This is a genomic window from Blochmannia endosymbiont of Polyrhachis (Hedomyrma) turneri (assembly GCF_000973505.1).
Lineage (GTDB): Bacteria > Pseudomonadota > Gammaproteobacteria > Enterobacterales > Enterobacteriaceae > Blochmanniella.
In genome coordinates, this window is record NZ_CP010048.1 from 231512 (window position 1) to 247070 (window position 15559).

At 32.3% G+C, this 15559-nt stretch carries 27 protein-coding genes and 4 tRNA genes; all 31 read left to right on the forward strand.

The features are described from left to right. The first annotated feature begins 144 nt into the window (after nucleotides 1-144). The 31 genes from murB to rpsK all read left to right on the forward strand — a co-directional run bounded on the left by murB (nucleotide 145) and on the right by rpsK (nucleotide 15522). Nucleotides 145-1209: a UDP-N-acetylmuramate dehydrogenase gene (gene murB / locus BTURN675_RS00875; protein ID WP_046289088.1), complete on the forward strand. Its 1065-nt coding sequence runs from the start codon at nucleotides 145-147 to the stop codon at nucleotides 1207-1209. 116 nt (nucleotides 1210-1325) lie between these two features. After that, a complete protein-coding gene (locus BTURN675_RS00880; protein WP_052722583.1) occupies nucleotides 1326-2135 on the forward strand; it encodes a biotin--[acetyl-CoA-carboxylase] ligase in 810 nt (269 codons plus the stop codon). Nucleotides 2136-2286: 151 nt separating this feature from the next. Continuing rightward, nucleotides 2287-2358 (forward strand) — tRNA-Thr (locus BTURN675_RS00885). A 21-nt stretch (nucleotides 2359-2379) separates the two neighbouring features. Continuing rightward, nucleotides 2380-2462, forward strand: a tRNA-Tyr gene (locus tag BTURN675_RS00890). Nucleotides 2463-2538: 76 nt separating this feature from the next. Next, nucleotides 2539-2610: transfer RNA gene (locus tag BTURN675_RS00895), tRNA-Gly, on the forward strand. 18 nt (nucleotides 2611-2628) lie between these two features. After that, a tRNA-Thr gene (locus BTURN675_RS00900) sits at nucleotides 2629-2701 on the forward strand. An 82-nt stretch (nucleotides 2702-2783) separates the two neighbouring features. After that, complete coding sequence (gene bfr / locus BTURN675_RS00905) at nucleotides 2784-3248, forward strand: bacterioferritin (RefSeq protein ID WP_046288705.1); 465 nt, start codon at nucleotides 2784-2786, stop codon at nucleotides 3246-3248. A gap of 270 nt (nucleotides 3249-3518) precedes the next feature. After that, entirely contained in the window at nucleotides 3519-3830 is a 312-nt protein-coding gene (rpsJ, locus tag BTURN675_RS00910; RefSeq protein ID WP_046288706.1) for a 30S ribosomal protein S10, read from the forward strand. A 56-nt stretch (nucleotides 3831-3886) separates the two neighbouring features. Beyond that, nucleotides 3887-4522 (forward strand): 50S ribosomal protein L3, encoded by a 636-nt coding sequence (gene rplC, locus BTURN675_RS00915; protein ID WP_046288707.1) that lies wholly within the window; start codon nucleotides 3887-3889, stop codon nucleotides 4520-4522. Nucleotides 4523-4563: 41 nt separating this feature from the next. After that, nucleotides 4564-5175, forward strand: a complete 612-nt coding sequence (rplD, locus tag BTURN675_RS00920) for a 50S ribosomal protein L4 (RefSeq protein ID WP_046288708.1) — start codon at nucleotides 4564-4566, stop codon at nucleotides 5173-5175. Then, nucleotides 5175-5486 carry a 50S ribosomal protein L23 gene (gene rplW, locus BTURN675_RS00925; protein ID WP_420021787.1) on the forward strand — a complete coding sequence of 104 codons (312 nt, stop codon included), beginning with the start codon at nucleotides 5175-5177 and terminating at the stop codon, nucleotides 5484-5486. Before rplD ends, rplW begins: the two co-directional genes overlap by 1 nt. 77 nt (nucleotides 5487-5563) lie before the next feature. Further along, on the forward strand, nucleotides 5564-6391 hold the full coding sequence (gene rplB / locus BTURN675_RS00930) for a 50S ribosomal protein L2 (RefSeq protein WP_046288710.1): 828 nt from the start codon (nucleotides 5564-5566) through the stop codon (nucleotides 6389-6391). A gap of 16 nt (nucleotides 6392-6407) precedes the next feature. Continuing rightward, entirely contained in the window at nucleotides 6408-6686 is a 279-nt protein-coding gene (rpsS, locus tag BTURN675_RS00935; protein WP_046288711.1) for a 30S ribosomal protein S19, read from the forward strand. A gap of 60 nt (nucleotides 6687-6746) precedes the next feature. Further along, nucleotides 6747-7094 carry a 50S ribosomal protein L22 gene (rplV, locus tag BTURN675_RS00940; protein WP_046288712.1) on the forward strand — a complete coding sequence of 116 codons (348 nt, stop codon included), beginning with the start codon at nucleotides 6747-6749 and terminating at the stop codon, nucleotides 7092-7094. 64 nt (nucleotides 7095-7158) lie between these two features. Next, nucleotides 7159-7863: a 30S ribosomal protein S3 gene (gene rpsC, locus BTURN675_RS00945; RefSeq protein ID WP_046288713.1), complete on the forward strand. Its 705-nt coding sequence runs from the start codon at nucleotides 7159-7161 to the stop codon at nucleotides 7861-7863. Between the two features lie 40 nt (nucleotides 7864-7903). After that, nucleotides 7904-8317 (forward strand): 50S ribosomal protein L16, encoded by a 414-nt coding sequence (rplP, locus tag BTURN675_RS00950; RefSeq protein ID WP_046288714.1) that lies wholly within the window; start codon nucleotides 7904-7906, stop codon nucleotides 8315-8317. Further along, a complete protein-coding gene (gene rpmC / locus BTURN675_RS00955; RefSeq protein ID WP_046288715.1) occupies nucleotides 8314-8538 on the forward strand; it encodes a 50S ribosomal protein L29 in 225 nt (74 codons plus the stop codon). The genes rplP and rpmC overlap by 4 nt, the downstream gene beginning before the upstream one ends. Before the next feature lie 11 nt (nucleotides 8539-8549). Beyond that, nucleotides 8550-8801, forward strand: coding sequence for a 30S ribosomal protein S17 (rpsQ, locus tag BTURN675_RS00960; RefSeq protein ID WP_046288716.1), 252 nt, complete (start codon nucleotides 8550-8552; stop codon nucleotides 8799-8801). Between the two features lie 88 nt (nucleotides 8802-8889). Beyond that, a complete protein-coding gene (gene rplN / locus BTURN675_RS00965; RefSeq protein WP_046288717.1) occupies nucleotides 8890-9261 on the forward strand; it encodes a 50S ribosomal protein L14 in 372 nt (123 codons plus the stop codon). 32 nt (nucleotides 9262-9293) lie between these two features. Continuing rightward, nucleotides 9294-9608, forward strand: coding sequence for a 50S ribosomal protein L24 (gene rplX / locus BTURN675_RS00970; protein ID WP_046288718.1), 315 nt, complete (start codon nucleotides 9294-9296; stop codon nucleotides 9606-9608). Nucleotides 9609-9644: 36 nt separating this feature from the next. Further along, entirely contained in the window at nucleotides 9645-10184 is a 540-nt protein-coding gene (gene rplE / locus BTURN675_RS00975) for a 50S ribosomal protein L5 (RefSeq protein ID WP_046288719.1), read from the forward strand. Between the two features lie 72 nt (nucleotides 10185-10256). Next, nucleotides 10257-10562 carry a 30S ribosomal protein S14 gene (rpsN, locus tag BTURN675_RS00980; RefSeq protein WP_046288720.1) on the forward strand — a complete coding sequence of 102 codons (306 nt, stop codon included), beginning with the start codon at nucleotides 10257-10259 and terminating at the stop codon, nucleotides 10560-10562. Between the two features lie 22 nt (nucleotides 10563-10584). Beyond that, nucleotides 10585-10986 (forward strand): 30S ribosomal protein S8, encoded by a 402-nt coding sequence (gene rpsH, locus BTURN675_RS00985; protein ID WP_046288721.1) that lies wholly within the window; start codon nucleotides 10585-10587, stop codon nucleotides 10984-10986. Nucleotides 10987-11043: 57 nt separating this feature from the next. Next, the gene (rplF, locus tag BTURN675_RS00990; protein ID WP_046288722.1) at nucleotides 11044-11583 is read left to right on the forward strand and encodes a 50S ribosomal protein L6; all 540 of its coding nucleotides are present in this window, start codon (nucleotides 11044-11046) and stop codon (nucleotides 11581-11583) included. 48 nt (nucleotides 11584-11631) lie between these two features. Next, complete coding sequence (gene rplR, locus BTURN675_RS00995) at nucleotides 11632-11985, forward strand: 50S ribosomal protein L18 (RefSeq protein WP_046288723.1); 354 nt, start codon at nucleotides 11632-11634, stop codon at nucleotides 11983-11985. A gap of 82 nt (nucleotides 11986-12067) precedes the next feature. Continuing rightward, entirely contained in the window at nucleotides 12068-12571 is a 504-nt protein-coding gene (rpsE, locus tag BTURN675_RS01000; RefSeq protein ID WP_082086693.1) for a 30S ribosomal protein S5, read from the forward strand. Nucleotides 12572-12627: 56 nt separating this feature from the next. After that, nucleotides 12628-13062 carry a 50S ribosomal protein L15 gene (gene rplO, locus BTURN675_RS01005; protein ID WP_046289090.1) on the forward strand — a complete coding sequence of 145 codons (435 nt, stop codon included), beginning with the start codon at nucleotides 12628-12630 and terminating at the stop codon, nucleotides 13060-13062. A 7-nt stretch (nucleotides 13063-13069) separates the two neighbouring features. Beyond that, on the forward strand, nucleotides 13070-14398 hold the full coding sequence (gene secY / locus BTURN675_RS01010; RefSeq protein WP_046288725.1) for a preprotein translocase subunit SecY: 1329 nt from the start codon (nucleotides 13070-13072) through the stop codon (nucleotides 14396-14398). An 87-nt stretch (nucleotides 14399-14485) separates the two neighbouring features. Continuing rightward, nucleotides 14486-14602 (forward strand): 50S ribosomal protein L36, encoded by a 117-nt coding sequence (rpmJ, locus tag BTURN675_RS03205; RefSeq protein ID WP_071840775.1) that lies wholly within the window; start codon nucleotides 14486-14488, stop codon nucleotides 14600-14602. 139 nt (nucleotides 14603-14741) lie between these two features. Further along, nucleotides 14742-15098, forward strand: coding sequence for a 30S ribosomal protein S13 (rpsM, locus tag BTURN675_RS01015; protein WP_046288726.1), 357 nt, complete (start codon nucleotides 14742-14744; stop codon nucleotides 15096-15098). Nucleotides 15099-15126: 28 nt separating this feature from the next. Then, nucleotides 15127-15522, forward strand: a complete 396-nt coding sequence (rpsK, locus tag BTURN675_RS01020; RefSeq protein ID WP_046288727.1) for a 30S ribosomal protein S11 — start codon at nucleotides 15127-15129, stop codon at nucleotides 15520-15522. The last annotated feature ends 37 nt before the right edge of the window (nucleotides 15523-15559 follow it).

A 15559-nucleotide genomic window follows, 5' to 3' on the forward strand; every position in this document is an offset into this window, starting at 1 on the left:
ACTATTATTTGTAGATTGTATTTTAATTGAGTGATGTTTGTTTTTGTTTGGTGATTTTCATTTATATTATATTAGTGTTTTGTGTTATTTAAAGCCAAGATAAGTGAAAAATAAATTGTGATTTTTTTTGTTTTTGTTGTAGTTATGATCAAGAATCGAGTTTCCTTAAAGTCTTTGAATACTTTTTCTTTAAGAGTATATGCTGATTATGTGATTAAGGTATATACCGAGGGTGATTTGTTGATCTTTTGGAATCGTTTTGTGCAAAAAGGGTATTCGGTGTTAATTTTAGGAAGAGGTAGTAATGTTTTATTTTTAGAGGATTATTGTGGTGTGATTTTATTAAATCGTATTAAAGGAATTGATTTACATGAAGATAAATATTACTGGTATTTGCATGTTTGTTCAGGTGAATTATGGCATGAATTAGTGGTATATAGTTTAAAAAATAATATGCCTGGATTGGAAAATTTAGCGTTAATTCCGGGTTGTGTAGGTGCTGCTCCTATTCAAAATATAGGAGCTTATGGTGTAGAGTTGCAAAAGTTTTGTGAATATGTAGATATTTTAAATTTAGATATTGGAGAAAAGATTCGTTTTACAGTGGATGAATGTCAATTTGGTTATCGTTATAGTATTTTTATGGAACAATTTAAGTTTAATTATGTCATAGTGGCTGTTGGATTAAAATTAAGTAAAACTTGGCGTCCTGTACTAAATTACATTGGTTTAGATAAATTAAATATAAATAGTGTTACTCCTGTAGGAATATTTAATGCAGTATGTATTATGCGGCAGTATAAATTGCCAGATCCGTTGGTTTTCGGTAACGCTGGTAGTTTTTTTAAAAATCCGGTGATTAATTGCGCATTGATGGATGATTTATTAAATGATTATCCAGATATGCCGTGCTTTTTTTATAAACAGAATTTAGTGAAATTATCGGCAGGTTGGTTGATTGAGAATTGTAATTTATCAGTTTCTACATGTGGATATGCATCTATTTATAAAAAACAGTCTTTGATTTTAATTAATATAAATCAGCAAGCTACTGCTGGTGAAATTGTAACATTAGCAGGTCGTATATATGAAAAAGTTATGGATTATTTTCATATTTCTTTAGAACCTGAAGTTCGATTTATTGCTGATTTTGGGGAAATAGATAGTGTTCAGTTATTATCAACGGGAAAAAAAGTTTTAAGAAAGTAATATAATTGAATTATGTGATGGTTATTTTATTTATTCATAATTAAAAAATTATCAACGATTGGCATATTTTAAAGTGTTTTATTAATATTTAAATACAGTAATTGTGGGTATTGTGTATGTTATATCAGTTGTTAAATATATCGAAAATTTTATCTCAATTATCATACAAGGGAGAATTGGTTATTTTAAAAACTGTTGCTTCTACCAATCAGTATCTTCTTGATAATATTTATTATTTACAATCAGGGGATGTTTGTCTTGCGGAAAGTCAAATGCAGGGTCGTGGACGATATGGAAAATATTGGTTCTCTCCGTTTGGTAAAAATGTTTATTTGTCTATTTATTGGTTGTTATCACACTCCAATCGAAGAGAACCAATTACTATATTAAGTTTAGTGGTTAGTGTTGTTATAGTTGAGGTCTTACAATCGTTGGGTGTTAATGATATACGAGTGAAATGGCCTAATGACATTTATTTTAGAGGTCGAAAGTTAGCAGGTGTGTTGATTGAAGTTATCAGTAAATTTCGAAATTGTATACATGTGGTGATTGGTATTGGTATTAATACGGCTATGATGTTAAAGGTTGTTGAAGATAGTGTCTCAATAGTTAGTTTAGAAGAGATTGGTATTAAGGTTGATCGTAATATTTTAGCGGTGAAGATGATTAATGCATTATATCGATCTTTAATACAATTTGAATGTTGTGGTTTTTCTTCGTTTATTTCTCGTTGGTTATCTTTGGATTATTTTTATAATCAGAGAGTAAAAGTATTTGTTGATGATCGTTGGGTATTAGGAATATCTAAAGGTATTAATGGTAATGGTGAGTTATTATTGGAATATTTTGGTGCAATATATTCTTATTCATGTTTGGAGAATGTCATTTCAATTCGTAGTGTTAGTAATAGTTGTGTTAGTGTGTAAATATTAGAAATAATAGTTATGTGATATATGATAAATATGATAATAGCTAATCATAGTTATTTTTTTTACATGACTAGATAAATATTTATTCTCTTGATATTTTTTTCAAAATATATTAAACTAGAGCAGTTACAATGTGAATTATTGATGAGTCGGCATAGCTTAGTGGTAGAGCAACTGATTTGTAATCAGTAGGTCAAAGGTTCAAGTCCTTTTGCCGGCATTTTAAATTTTATAAATATTTGGTGGGGTGCCCGAGTGGCTAAAGGGAGCAGACTGTAAATCTGCCGTCATATGACTTCGAAGGTTCAAATCCTTCCCCCATCATTATATTAATTTTTTAGATGGTTTTTTAGAGAAGAGTGTTTCGTTTTTTTTTGGGGTAAAAAATATATTATTACATGTGGGCATCGTATAATGGTTATTACCTCAACCTTCCAAGTTGAAGATGTGGGTTCGATTCCCATTGCCCGCTTTCGTTCAAAAAAATTCAGCTGGTATAGCTCAGTCGGGAGAGCACACCCTTGGTAAGGGTGAGGTCAGCAGTTCGAATCTGCTTATCAGCATTGTATATTACAAATACTTTGTGTATTTTTTATTAATGGGAAATTGTAAAATTTTTATTATTTAAAATGGAGGCTTCTGTTTATGAAAGGCAATGAGCAGATTATAGTGAATTTTAATCGTTTACTTGCTAATGAGTTTACTGTTGCTAATCAGTATTTTTTACATGCTGGGATATATAAACATTGGGGGTTAATGAAACTGCATGATATTGAATATAAAGAATTTTTAGATGAAGTTGAACATGCAGATAAATATTTAAAACGAATTTTATTTTTAGAGGGAGTGCCTCATATACAGAATGGTAATTTATGTAATGTGGGCAATTGTGTTGAGGAGGTTTTGCGTGTTGATCTTAATCTAGAATATGATGCGGTAAGTGACTTACGAGAATGTATCTCGTATGCTGATTCGGTGCATGATTTTGTGTCTAGAGATCTTATGGTAAAAATTTTAGTAGATGAAGAACAACATATTGATTTTTTAGAAACTGAACTATCTTTAATTTCACGGATTGGGGTGTATAATTATTTGCAATCACAATCTTAATATTGGATTAATATAATAATATAGTGTCGATTAATGCTATTTGAAATGTATGATATTGCTTGATATTGTTTGTTTATATGTTATATCATGCACTTTATTTGATTATAGTTTTTATTTATTATGCCTCATGGGTTGAGTAATAATAATAAATGGGTTTATATTAATTAGTGTGTTATAAATTATAGTGTGTTATAAATTAATTTATTAGTTAGATGGTTTAATTTTTAGTAAAGTTTGTTTAAATTTTTAGAGGTTTCGGGGTTAAATTGTATGTCAAATCAAAGAATTAGAATTCGTTTAAAAGCATTTGATCATCGATTGATTGATCAATCAACTTCGGAAATTGTTGAAACTGCCAAAAGAACAGGAGCTCAAGTAAGGGGTCCTATTCCTTTGCCTACTAGAAAAGAACGTTTTACTGTTTTAATTTCTCCTCATGTAAATAAAGATGCACGTGATCAATATGAAATACGGACTCATAAACGATTGATTGATATTATTGAATTAACAGATAAAACTATTGATGCTTTAATGCGTTTAGATTTGGCTGCGGGGGTAGATGTTCAAATAAGTTTAAGGTAGTAAATCTTTAATATTTAATTGCCACAAAATGTAGAAAAAATAGGACGGTGTTTGTAATGATTGGATTGACTGGCATGAAGGCGGGAATGACGCGTTTTTTTATTAAAGACGGTGTTACGGTTCCTGTTACTATTATAAAAGTTGAACCACATAGGGTTATACAAGTAAAAACATTAAAGACAGATGGATATAATGCTGTTCAAGTGACTGCTGGTGTTAAAAAATTAAATAGAGTCAATAAACCAGAAATTGGTCATGTTAAAAAGTCGGGTATGAAACTCGGGCATGGTTTATGGGAGTTTCGCATGAGGCATTGTTGTGATCAGTCTATTTGTGTTGGCGATGTTATTACTGTGTCATTATTTACCGATGTTAAACAAGTTGATGTTACTGGTATTTCTAAAGGAAAAGGTTTTTCAGGTACTGTAAAGCGTTGGAATTTTTGTTCGCAAGACGCCAGTCATGGTAATTCTTTGTCTCATCGTGCTCCTGGTTCTATCGGTCAGAATCAAACTCCCGGGAAAGTTTTTAAAGGAAAAAAAATGCCTGGTCATTTAGGTAATATGAAAGTCACTGTACAGAATTTACATGTAGTACTTGTCGATTTGAAAAATAATTTGTTAGTTGTAAAAGGTTCGATTCCTGGTGAAGTAAACAGTATCGTTCGTGTGAGTATATCTGAAAAATTATAAATTTTTTTTGATAACATTAAAATCGGAGTAAATAATTATATATGGAAGTGAAATTAAAAGATACAGGCTCTAAAGTATTTATTTCTGATGTTGTTTTTAGATCTTCTTTTAATGAACCATTAGTACATCAAGTTGTTACTGCTTATTTATCAGGTGCTAGGCAGGGTACATGTGCTCAAAAAAGTCGCTCTGGAGTGCGTGGATCTGGAAAGAAACCTTGGCGGCAGAAGGGTACTGGTCGGGCACGTGCGGGTTCAATACGGAGTCCTATTTGGCGTTCTGGCGGGGTGACTTTTGCTGCATCTAATCAAGATCATGGACAAAAAATAAATAAAAAAATGTATCGAGGAGCGTTAAAGAGTATTTTTTCAGAATTAATTCGTCAAGATCGTGTAATTTTTATAAGCAAATTTTATATTGAAGAACCAAAAACTAAACTATTAGTTAATCAACTGCATCGGATAGATATAAGAGAGAAACTTTTAATTCTTATAGATAATGTGTTAGATAGGAATTTATTTTTAGCGTCTCGCAATTTGTATAAAGTTAATGTATGTTGTGTAGGTAATATAAATCCGTATATTTTAATTGCTTCTAATATAGTTCTTATGACTGTTGAATCTCTTAAAAGAGTTGAGGATATGTTAGCATAATGTTTAATGATCGATTGTTACGAGTGTTGTATTTTCCTCATATGTCAGAGAAATCGTCATCTGTGATGGAAAAATGTAATGTTGTTGTTTTTAGTGTGAAAAAAACATCTACTAAGTCAGAAATAAAAAATGCAGTTAATAGTTTATTTTCAGTGGATGTATGTAATGTGCGCACTTTAATTGTTAAAGGAAAAGTTAAAAAACGTGGAAAGAATATTAGTAAGTGTAGTAATTGGAAAAAGGCTTATGTTACTTTAGCGTCTGGCCATAGTATAGATTTTACTACCAAAATAAAAAAGAACGTTTATTAGAAAATTTATATCAAAAGTAATAATAAAAAATATTGTAAGTATTTTTCAACTAATTATTTATATATCGGTGGGATTTTGTGGTAGTTATAAAATGTAATCCTACGTCTCCAGGTAGACGACATCTTGTTAAAGTGATAAGGCCGTATCTTCATAAAGGGAGGCCTTGTTATTCCTTATTAAGAAAACGTATTCATTCTGGTGGAAGAAATCATCATGGACATATTACGACTCGTCATATCGGGGGTGGTCATAAACGTTATTATCGTTTAATTGATTTTAAGCGTGACAAGGATAATATTCAAGCAGTAGTGGAACGTTTAGAATATGATCCTAATCGATCTGCTGATATTGCTTTATTGTTATACGCAGATGGTGAACGGCGTTATATTTTGTCTCCGAAGGGGTTGACAGTTGGTGATCGAGTACAGTCTGGAATGAGTACACCAATTAATGTTGGAAATGCTTTACCAATATATAAAATTCCAGTAGGTTCTGTAGTGCATAATATAGAACTTAATCCTGGCGGAGGTGGAAAGTTAGTTCGTGCAGCTGGTTCATATGCACAGATTGTTTCTTATGATGTTAAGTATGTTTCCATTCGTTTACGTTCTGGTGAGATTCGGAAAATACAGTCTGAATGTCGTGCTACTGTTGGAGAAGTTAGTAATTCTGAACATATGTTGCGAGTGTTGGGTAAAGCAGGTGCTAAACGGTGGTTGGGTATTCGACCAACTGTTCGAGGAACGGCTATGAATCCAATTGATCATCCCCACGGGGGGGGGGAGGGAAGAAATTTTGGAAAACACCCAGTATCTCCGTTAGGGGTGCCTACGAAAGGTAAAAAAACACGTAATAATAAACGTACTGATCGATTTATTATACATACTCGAACTCGAAATAGGTAATTTAAGGATAATTTTTATGCCTCGTTCTCTTAAAAAAGGTCCATTTATTGATTTGCATTTACTAAGGAAGGTTGATAAAGCTGTGAAGAACAATGATAGACGGCCTATTCGTACTTGGTCACGGCGTTCAACAATTTTTCCAAATATGGTTGGTTTAACTATTGCTGTTCATAATGGTCGTCAGCATATACCTGTTTTTATCGCTGATGAAATGGTAGGACATAAGCTTGGTGAATTTTCTCCTACTCGTCTTTATCGTGGGCATTCGGCTGATAAAAGAGTTAAAAAACGTTAGTTGTGTTATTTTTTTATTATATTGTGTTTTTTTATTATGTTATTATGAGAATATTATATTATGCAAAGTAAAAAATGTTTAGTCAGTGTAGCTAGGTGTCGTTATATTCGAATTTCCGCTCAAAAAATACGTTTAGTAGTAAACGAAATTCGGGGTAAAGCTGTTTTACAAGCAATTAATATTTTAAGTTTTACTAATAAAAAAGCTTCTAGGATAGTAAAAAAAGTATTATTATCAGCTGTTGCAAATGCGAGACATAATTATGCTTTAGACGTTGAAAGTTTAAAAATTACAAAAATTTTTGTTGATGTTGGTCCTAGTTTAAAACGTATAATGCCTAGAGCTAAGGGGCGTGCTGATCATATTTTGAAGCGTACTAGTCATGTTACTGTAGTTGTTTCTAACTAGTTATAATGAATGTTGGTTTTGTATTTGATTGATTGTGTTTAGACGATCTTGAGGTTTAATGTAAATGGGTCAAAAAGTAAATCCTAATGGGATGCGGTTAGGTATCATCAAGTCTTGGCAGTCTACTTGGTATGCAAATAGTCGAGATTTTTCTGCTAATCTAAAAAGTGATTTTAAAGTACGTCAGTTTTTAATGAGAGAATTATCTAAAGCTTTAGTATCTCGTATTATTATAGAACGTCCAGCTAAAAGTATTCGTGTAACTATTTATACTGCTCGTCCCGGAATTGCGATTGGGAAAAAAGGAGAGGATGTTGAAAAATTGCGTAAATGTGTTGCTAATATAGCCGGTGTTCCTGCGCAAATTAATATTTTTGAAGTCCGTAAGCCAGAATTAGATGCTAAATTATTAGCGGATAATTTGTCTTCGCAATTAGCAAAGCGTGTTATGTTTAGAAGAGCTATGAGGCGTATTGTGCAAAGTTCTATGAGACTTGGAGCTAAGGGAATTAAGGTAGAAGTAAGTGGTCGGCTTGGTGGGGCGGAAATTGCACGAACTGAATGGTATCGTGAAGGTCGTGTTCCATTGCATACTTTACGTGCTGATATTGATTATAGTACTTCTGAAGCGCATACTACATATGGCATTATTGGAGTAAAAGTGTGGATTTTTAGAGGTGAGATTTTGGGTAAATATATTCCAGATGCTGAACAAGTTGAGATGTTTGTTCAGTCTAAGAGACAGCAGTTTCGTAAATTACGTAAATAATTTTAATTTAAAAAAAATAAATAGGGAATATGTACATATTATGTTGCAACCAAAGCGAACTAAGTTTCGTAAAATGCAAAAGGGTCGTAATCGGGGCATGGTTGTAGATGCTGTATTAAATTTTGGGCGTTTTGGGTTAAAATCCATTAATTATGGGCGATTGAGTTCTGCTCAAATTGAAGCGGCTCGTCGGGTTATTTCTCGTTCCATTAAACGACAGGGGAAAATTTGGATTTGCGTATTTCCGGATAAGCCAATTACGGAAAAACCTCTTGAGGTACGTATGGGAAAGGGAAAAGGTAATATAGAATATTGGGTAGCTTTAGTACAACCAGGACGATTGTTATATGAAATGGATGGAGTTTCAGAATCTGTAGCACGTGATGCATTTAAATTAGCAGCATCGAAGTTACCTATTAAAACTATTATGGTAGTTAAGGATAGTCAAGCATGAGCGCATTTTCTAAGGTAAAAAAGAATAAGGAGTTTTCTAAGAACAATTACCAAGAGTTGCGATTGGAGTTATTGAATTTATTGCGTAAAAGATTTTATTTTTATACTCAGTTTAAAATAGGTCAATTAAAACAGACACACTTATTAAGAGGAGTGCGTCGTGATGTTGCTCGAATAAAATTTTTATTATTAAAAAGTAATTCAAAAAAACATAAAACATAAAGGTTGTGTAAATGTCTAAAGTGCGAGTGTTGTATGGTCGTGTACTTAGTAGTAAGATGGATAAAACGGTTGTTGTTGTTATTGATCGATGTGTGAAACATTCTTTATATGGAAAATTTATTAAGCGAACAACTAAGTTGCATGTTCATGATGAGTGCAATAATGCCCGTGTTGGTGATGTGGTTTCGATAAAAGAGTGTCGCCCTATTTCTAAAACTAAGTCATGGAAATTAGTATCTGTTGTGGAAACAACAGTTTTATAGTTGTTATGAATTGTTGTTACTGAAAGAATTTTCAATTATTTTTTATCTTTTTTTTATTTTTTTATGTATATTGTTGAGGTGTTTCATTATGATTCAAGAGAGTAGTATTTTAAGTGTTGCTGATAATTCTGGAGCACGTCGTGTGATGTGTATTAAAGTTTTGGGGGGGTCTAAACGTCGGTATGCTAATATTGCTGATATTATTAAAGTTACTATTAAGGAAGCAAATCCTCGTAGTAAAGTGAAAAAAGGTGATGTATTGAAAGCTGTTGTTGTTCGTACAAAGAAAGGTTTATCTCGTTTAGATGGTTCATTTATTCGATTTGATAATAACGCTTGTGTTTTGCTTCATGATGTTACTGAACAGCCGATCGGAACTCGTATTTTTGGTCCAATTACTCGTGAGTTGCGTATTGAAAAATTTAATAAAATTGTTTCTTTAGCACCTGAAGTTTTATAAGTATTTTAATGATTTTGCTGGAGTATGACATCATGGCAAGAAAAATTCGTTGTAATGATGAAGTGATTGTGTTAACTGGTAAAGATAAGGGAAAACGCGGAAGAGTTCAGAGTATAGTATCTCCAAATAAAGCTATTATTACAGGCATTAATGTCGTTAAAAAACATCAAAAACCGATACCTGCAATAAATCAACCTGGTGGTGTTATTAAAAAAGAAAAGGCGATTGATCTTTCTAATGTCGCGATATTTAATCATTCTTCCTTTAAGGCGGATCGGGTAGGATTTAGAATGCAAGGTTGTAAAAAAGTACGAATTTTGAAGTCCTCTGGAAAGGTGATTGATTAAATATTTATTAACAATGATATGGGAGTTTTATATTTCATGAGGTTGTATGATTTTTATAAGAAAAATGTGATTCCTCAATTGATGAAAAAATTTCAATATACGTCAGTTATGCAGGTTCCTTGTTTTCAGAAAATAACTATTAATATGGGTGTTGGTGGCTCAGTATCTGATAAAAAGTTGTTGGATAGTGCAATGAATGATTTGATGATTATTTCTGGTCAAAAGCCTATTTTGACATATGCCCGTAAGTCTATTGCTAGTTTTAAAATTCGTCAGGGGCATCCAATTGGATGTAAAGTTACCTTACGTAATTTTCGCATGTGGGAGTTTTTTGAGCGTTTAATTTTTATTGTTATTCCACGTATTCGTGATTTTCGTGGTTTGTCTTCTAAGTCATTTGATACCAGTGGTAATTATAGTTTAGGAATACGTGAGCAGATTATTTTTCCTGAAATTGATTATGATAAGGTTGATACTATTCGTGGGATGGATATTACTATTACTATAAATTCTAGATCGTATGATGAAAGTTATGCTTTATTATGTTCATTTAATTTTCCGTTTCGACGTAGTTAATTATTAATCTTACAGAATGAATAACTAACAATGTTGATGCAATAAAAAAAAATTATGGAGGAATAGAAACAAGTGGCTAAGGAATCACTTAAAGCACGTGAGTTAAAGCGTTTAAAGTTAGCTAATAAATATTTTTTCAAGCGGCGTTCATTAAAATCTATTATTTTGAATATGAAAATTTCTCAAGAAGAACGTTGGGAGGCTGTTCTTAAATTGCAGATGCTTCCTCGGGATTCTAGTGTTTCACGGCAACGTAAACGGTGTTATCAAACTGGACGTCCTCATGCTGTTTTGAGAAAATTTGGTTTAAGTCGTATGAAATTACGTGAGGCAGCTATGCGTGGTGAAATTCCAGGTTTAAGAAAAGCTAGTTGGTGAGTTTAATAGAAGGGTCATAAAAATGAGTATGCAAGATCCAATTGCTGATATGTTAACATGTATACGTAACGGGCAGATGGCGAAAAAAAATCTAGTGACTGTGCCATCTTCTAAGATAAAGATCAATATTGCAATTTTGTTAAAACAAGAAGGTTTTATTGGAGACTATGCAATTATTAAAAATATTAAAAATAATAAACCTTATTTGTCATTAACATTGAAATATTTTAATCAAAAACCAGTGATAGAAAATATACAGCGTGTTAGTCGTCCGGGTTTACGTGTTTATAGAAAAAAAAATAGTTTACCGATCATAATGTCAGGTATGGGGGTTGCTATCATTTCCACCTCTCATGGGGTTATGACTGATCGTTTAGCACGTCAAATGGGCCTTGGGGGGGAAGTCATTTGTTATATATCATAAGTAAATCAAATGATAATTTTAGATTAGAGTTGTACAGAAGAATTCGGGAGTTATAGAATGTCGCGTCTTGTAGAATCAACAATTTGCATTCCTAATGACGTAAAAATGATAATTAAGGATCGGGTAGTTTTAGTGCAGGGTAATCTTGGTTTGTTGACCCATTTTTTACATAATATATTGGATTGTAAGATAATTGATAAGAATTGTATTTTATCATTCCGTTCAAAAAATAGATTAGTGAATAATAGGTCTTTGTTAGGTACCACATATGCGTTATTGCGTGCTATGATATTTGGTGTGAGTTTTGGTTTTATAAAAAAGTTACAGTTAGTTGGGGTTGGTTATCGGGTAGCGATTAATGATAATATTATAACTCTTATGGTAGGTTTTTCTCATGTTGTTAATTATAAAGTCCCAGATGGGATAATTGCGACTTGTCCTAGTTTGGTAGATATTGTATTGAGAAGCGCGAATAAACAATTGCTTGGGCAGTTTGCTGCCAATTTACGTGCGATTCGTCCACCAGAACCTTTTAGTGGAAAGGGAATTCGTTATGAAGGAGAGATTGTACATATCAAGGATATAAAAAAGAAGTGAATTTATTATTATTTTTATGAATGTTGTTTAAATTACGAGGTTAGGTACATGGATAAAAAATTAGCTCGGATTCGTCGAGGTGCTAGGCTTCGTTATAATTTGAGAAAATTGGGTGCAGTGCGTTTAGTGGTTCATCGTACTTCAAGACATATATATGCACAAATAATTTCGCCCGATACTTCTAAAGTATTGGTTGCTGCTTCAACAGTAGAAAGAGTGATTAGAGAAAATTTGAAATTTACTGGAAATAAATATGCTGCTGGTGTAGTTGGTCAGATAATTGCAGAACGTGCATTAAATAAAGATATTTCTAAGATATCTTTTGATCGTTCTGGTTATAAATACCATGGTCGTGTGCAAGCATTAGCAGAATCAGCACGAAAATTTGGAATAAATTTTTAAGTAATTAGTAAAAATAAATCATTATATATAAAATTATAAAATAATATTACAACAAAAGGATGTAATTAAAGTGGCACGGGATATTGATAAGCAGTTCATTAGTAGTGAGTTTAAAGAAAAGTTAATTGTAGTTAATCGAGTATCTAAAACTGTCAAAGGGGGTAGAATTTTTAGTTTTACCGCGTTGACTGTTGTAGGTGATGGGAATGGTCGTGTAGGTTTTGGGTATGGAAAAGCGAGAGAGGTGCCATCTGCTATTCAAAAATCCATGGATAAGGCTCGTAGAAATATGATTAGTATTCCTTTGAAAAAAGGAACTTTACAACATTCTATTATAGGGGTGTATACGGGTTCTTGTGTTTTTATGAAACCTGCGTTTGATGGAACAGGAATTATTGCTGGGTGTTCCATGCGTGCTATTTTAGAGGTAGCTGGTGTGCATAATGTATTGGCTAAGTCTTATGGTTCTACAAATCCTATTAATATTGTTCGTGCTACTATGACAGCGTTGAGTAACATGAAATCACCTGAGATGGTGGCTGCCAAGCGCGGTAAAACAGTTCAAGAAATATTTGGTGTTATATAAATGAGTAAAATTGCTTTATGTTTTTTAGAGTGGTTTGATTTATGAAGGAGTTTCAGATGCGTTTAAATACTATTTCGCCAGCTCGTCAATCTAAAAAATCAATAAAACGTTTAGGTCGGGGGATTGGTTCTGGATTAGGCAAAACTTGTGGTCGAGGTCATAAAGGACAAAAATCTCGTTCTGGTTGTTCTTTGGCTTCTTCTTTTGAAGGAGGACAGATGCCTTTATATCGTCGGGTGCCAAAATTTGGTTTTAGATCACGTAAATCGTTATTTACTGACGAGGTGAGGCTATCAGATCTTTCGTGTATTAAAAATAACATAGTGGATTTAAAATTATTGAAGTCATTAAATATTATCCCACGGAAGGTTAAATATGTTAAAATAATAAAATTTGGTACCGTAAAATATCCTTATATTATACGTAATATACGTGTTACTCGTGGTGTTCGTTTTATGGTTGAAGCTGTTGGTGGTGTTGTTGAGGATTAATTAATAAATGATAAAAACATCAAAATTATGTTATGAAAATATTAAAGGTGGTTTTTATACATTAAGGCGTAGGTTATTTTTTGTTGTGGGAGCACTTATTATTTTTCGTATTGGATCATTTATTCCTATACCTGGAATTGATATCCGTGTTTTTACAAAAATATTAGAACAACAACAAGGTACGATTATTGAAATGTTTAATATGTTTTCTGGTGGTGCCTTGAGTCGTGCTTCTGTTTTTAGTTTAGGTATTATGCCATATATTTCATCATCGATTATTGTTCAATTGTTATCATCAGTACACCCTAAATTAATTGAATTAAAGAAAGAAGGTGAAGCTGGTCGTCGAAAAATTAATTCTTTTATTCGTTATGGGACTTTGTTTTTAGGTATATTTCAAGCGATAGGGATTGCTACTGGATTACTTAGTATTTCTGGTATACATCATGGATTGATTGTTAATCCATGTATTTCGTTTTATTTCATTGTAGTTACAAGTCTGGTTTGTGGCACTATTTTTTTAATGTGGTTAGGTGAACAAATTACTCATCGGGGTATAGGAAATGGTATTTCAATTATCATTTTTTCTGGTATAGTCGCAGAGTTGCCAGTTGCAGTTCTCCATACTATCGAGCATGCCCGACAGGGTGAATTACATTTTTTTGTATTAATATTAGTATCTATATTAATATTATTGATTACTTTTTTTGTTGTTTTTATTGAAAGAGGTCAACGTTGTATAATTGTTCATTATGCTAAAAAACAACATGGTCGAAAGATTTATACTCCTCAGAGTACTCATTTGCCACTTAAAGTAAATATGGCTGGTGTAATTCCAGCGATTTTTGCATCGAGTGTGATTCTGTTTCCAGGAACGATTACATCGTGGTTTGGTGATGGGATAGGATGGAATTGGTTAACTGTAATTTCTTTTTATTTACAGCCTGGTCAGTTTTTGTATATTATATTATATGCTGTTGCTATTATATTTTTTTGTTTTTTTTATACATCTTTGGTATTTAATGCTAGGGAAACTTCTGAGAATTTAAAAAAATCTGGTGCCTTTGTTCCGGGTATTCGTCCAGGCGAGCAAACAGCTAGGTATATTAATAAAGTAATGGTTCGTTTAACTTTATTTGGAGCAGTATATATAACTTTTATTTGTTTAGTTCCAGAATTATTAAGAGTTACTATGCATGTTCCTTTTTATTTTGGCGGAACGTCATTATTGATTGTCGTTATAGTAATTATGGATTTTATAGTGCAGGTTCAAACTTTATTGATGTCTACTCAATATGAATCTGTGTTAAAAAAAACACATTTGAAAGGTTTTTAACTGAAAAAATCATTTTTGTTAATTTATAATAAAAATTGACGTTTTTGTTTTTTCAATATAAAGCATCTCATGAAGAGGTAGTAATAAATGAAGGTTCGAGCTTCAGTGAAAAAATTTTGTAAGCAATGTATAATTGTTAAAAGGAAGAGGATAGTGCGTGTCATTTGTCGAAATACAGCAAAACATAAACAAAGACAGGGATAATATAATGATATATTTAAATATTAATAATTTGTACTATTTTGTTATTTTTCAAAATTTTATTCGAGAGTTTTTTTAAGAATATGTTAGTTAGATAATATTATATATTGTATTAAATTTTTTTGTAGGAGTGTATAATTCAGTGGTGCGTATAGTAGGAATAAATTTGCCTGATTATAAACATGTTTTTATTGCATTGATGCTAATTTACGGAATTGGTAGGTCGCGTGCTCGTTCTATTTGCGCGGCTGTGGGTATTTCTGAGCATATTACACTTGGTAAATTATCTGAAGAGCAGATCGATAATTTACGTAATGTAGTATCTAAATATGTTACAGAAGGTGATTTGCGTCGTGAAGTGTCGTTAAATATTAAACGATTAATAGATCTAGGTACTTATCGAGGTTTAAGACATCGTCGGAATCTTCCAGTGCGCGGTCAGAGAACGAGGACAAATGCACGAACTCGAAAAGGTCCTAAGAAAACAGTTAATAGATAATATTTTTTAAGGAGTGTAATTAGGTAACATGGTTAAATCGAGTAGTCAGTTTCGAACAAAAAAGCGTGTCAAAAAGCAAATTTTAGATGGAATAGCATATATACATGCATCTTTTAATAATACGATTGTTACAATTACTGATCGTCATGGTAATACTTTAGCTTGGGCAACATCTGGTGGTTCAGGTTTTCGTGGTTCTAGAAAATCAACTCCGTTTGCAGCACAGGTTGCAGCTGAAAAATGTGCGGAGTTAGCACAGGAGTATGGGATAAAAAATTTAGAGGTTATGATAAAGGGTCCTGGTCCAGGTCGTGAGTCTACAGTTCGCGCATTAAATTCGGCAGGATTTCGTATTACCAATATTACCGATATTACCCCTATTCCGCATAATGGATGTCGGCCTGCTAAAAAAAGAAGAGTATAATATCACAAATATATGATAAATTGTATTTATAAATTCA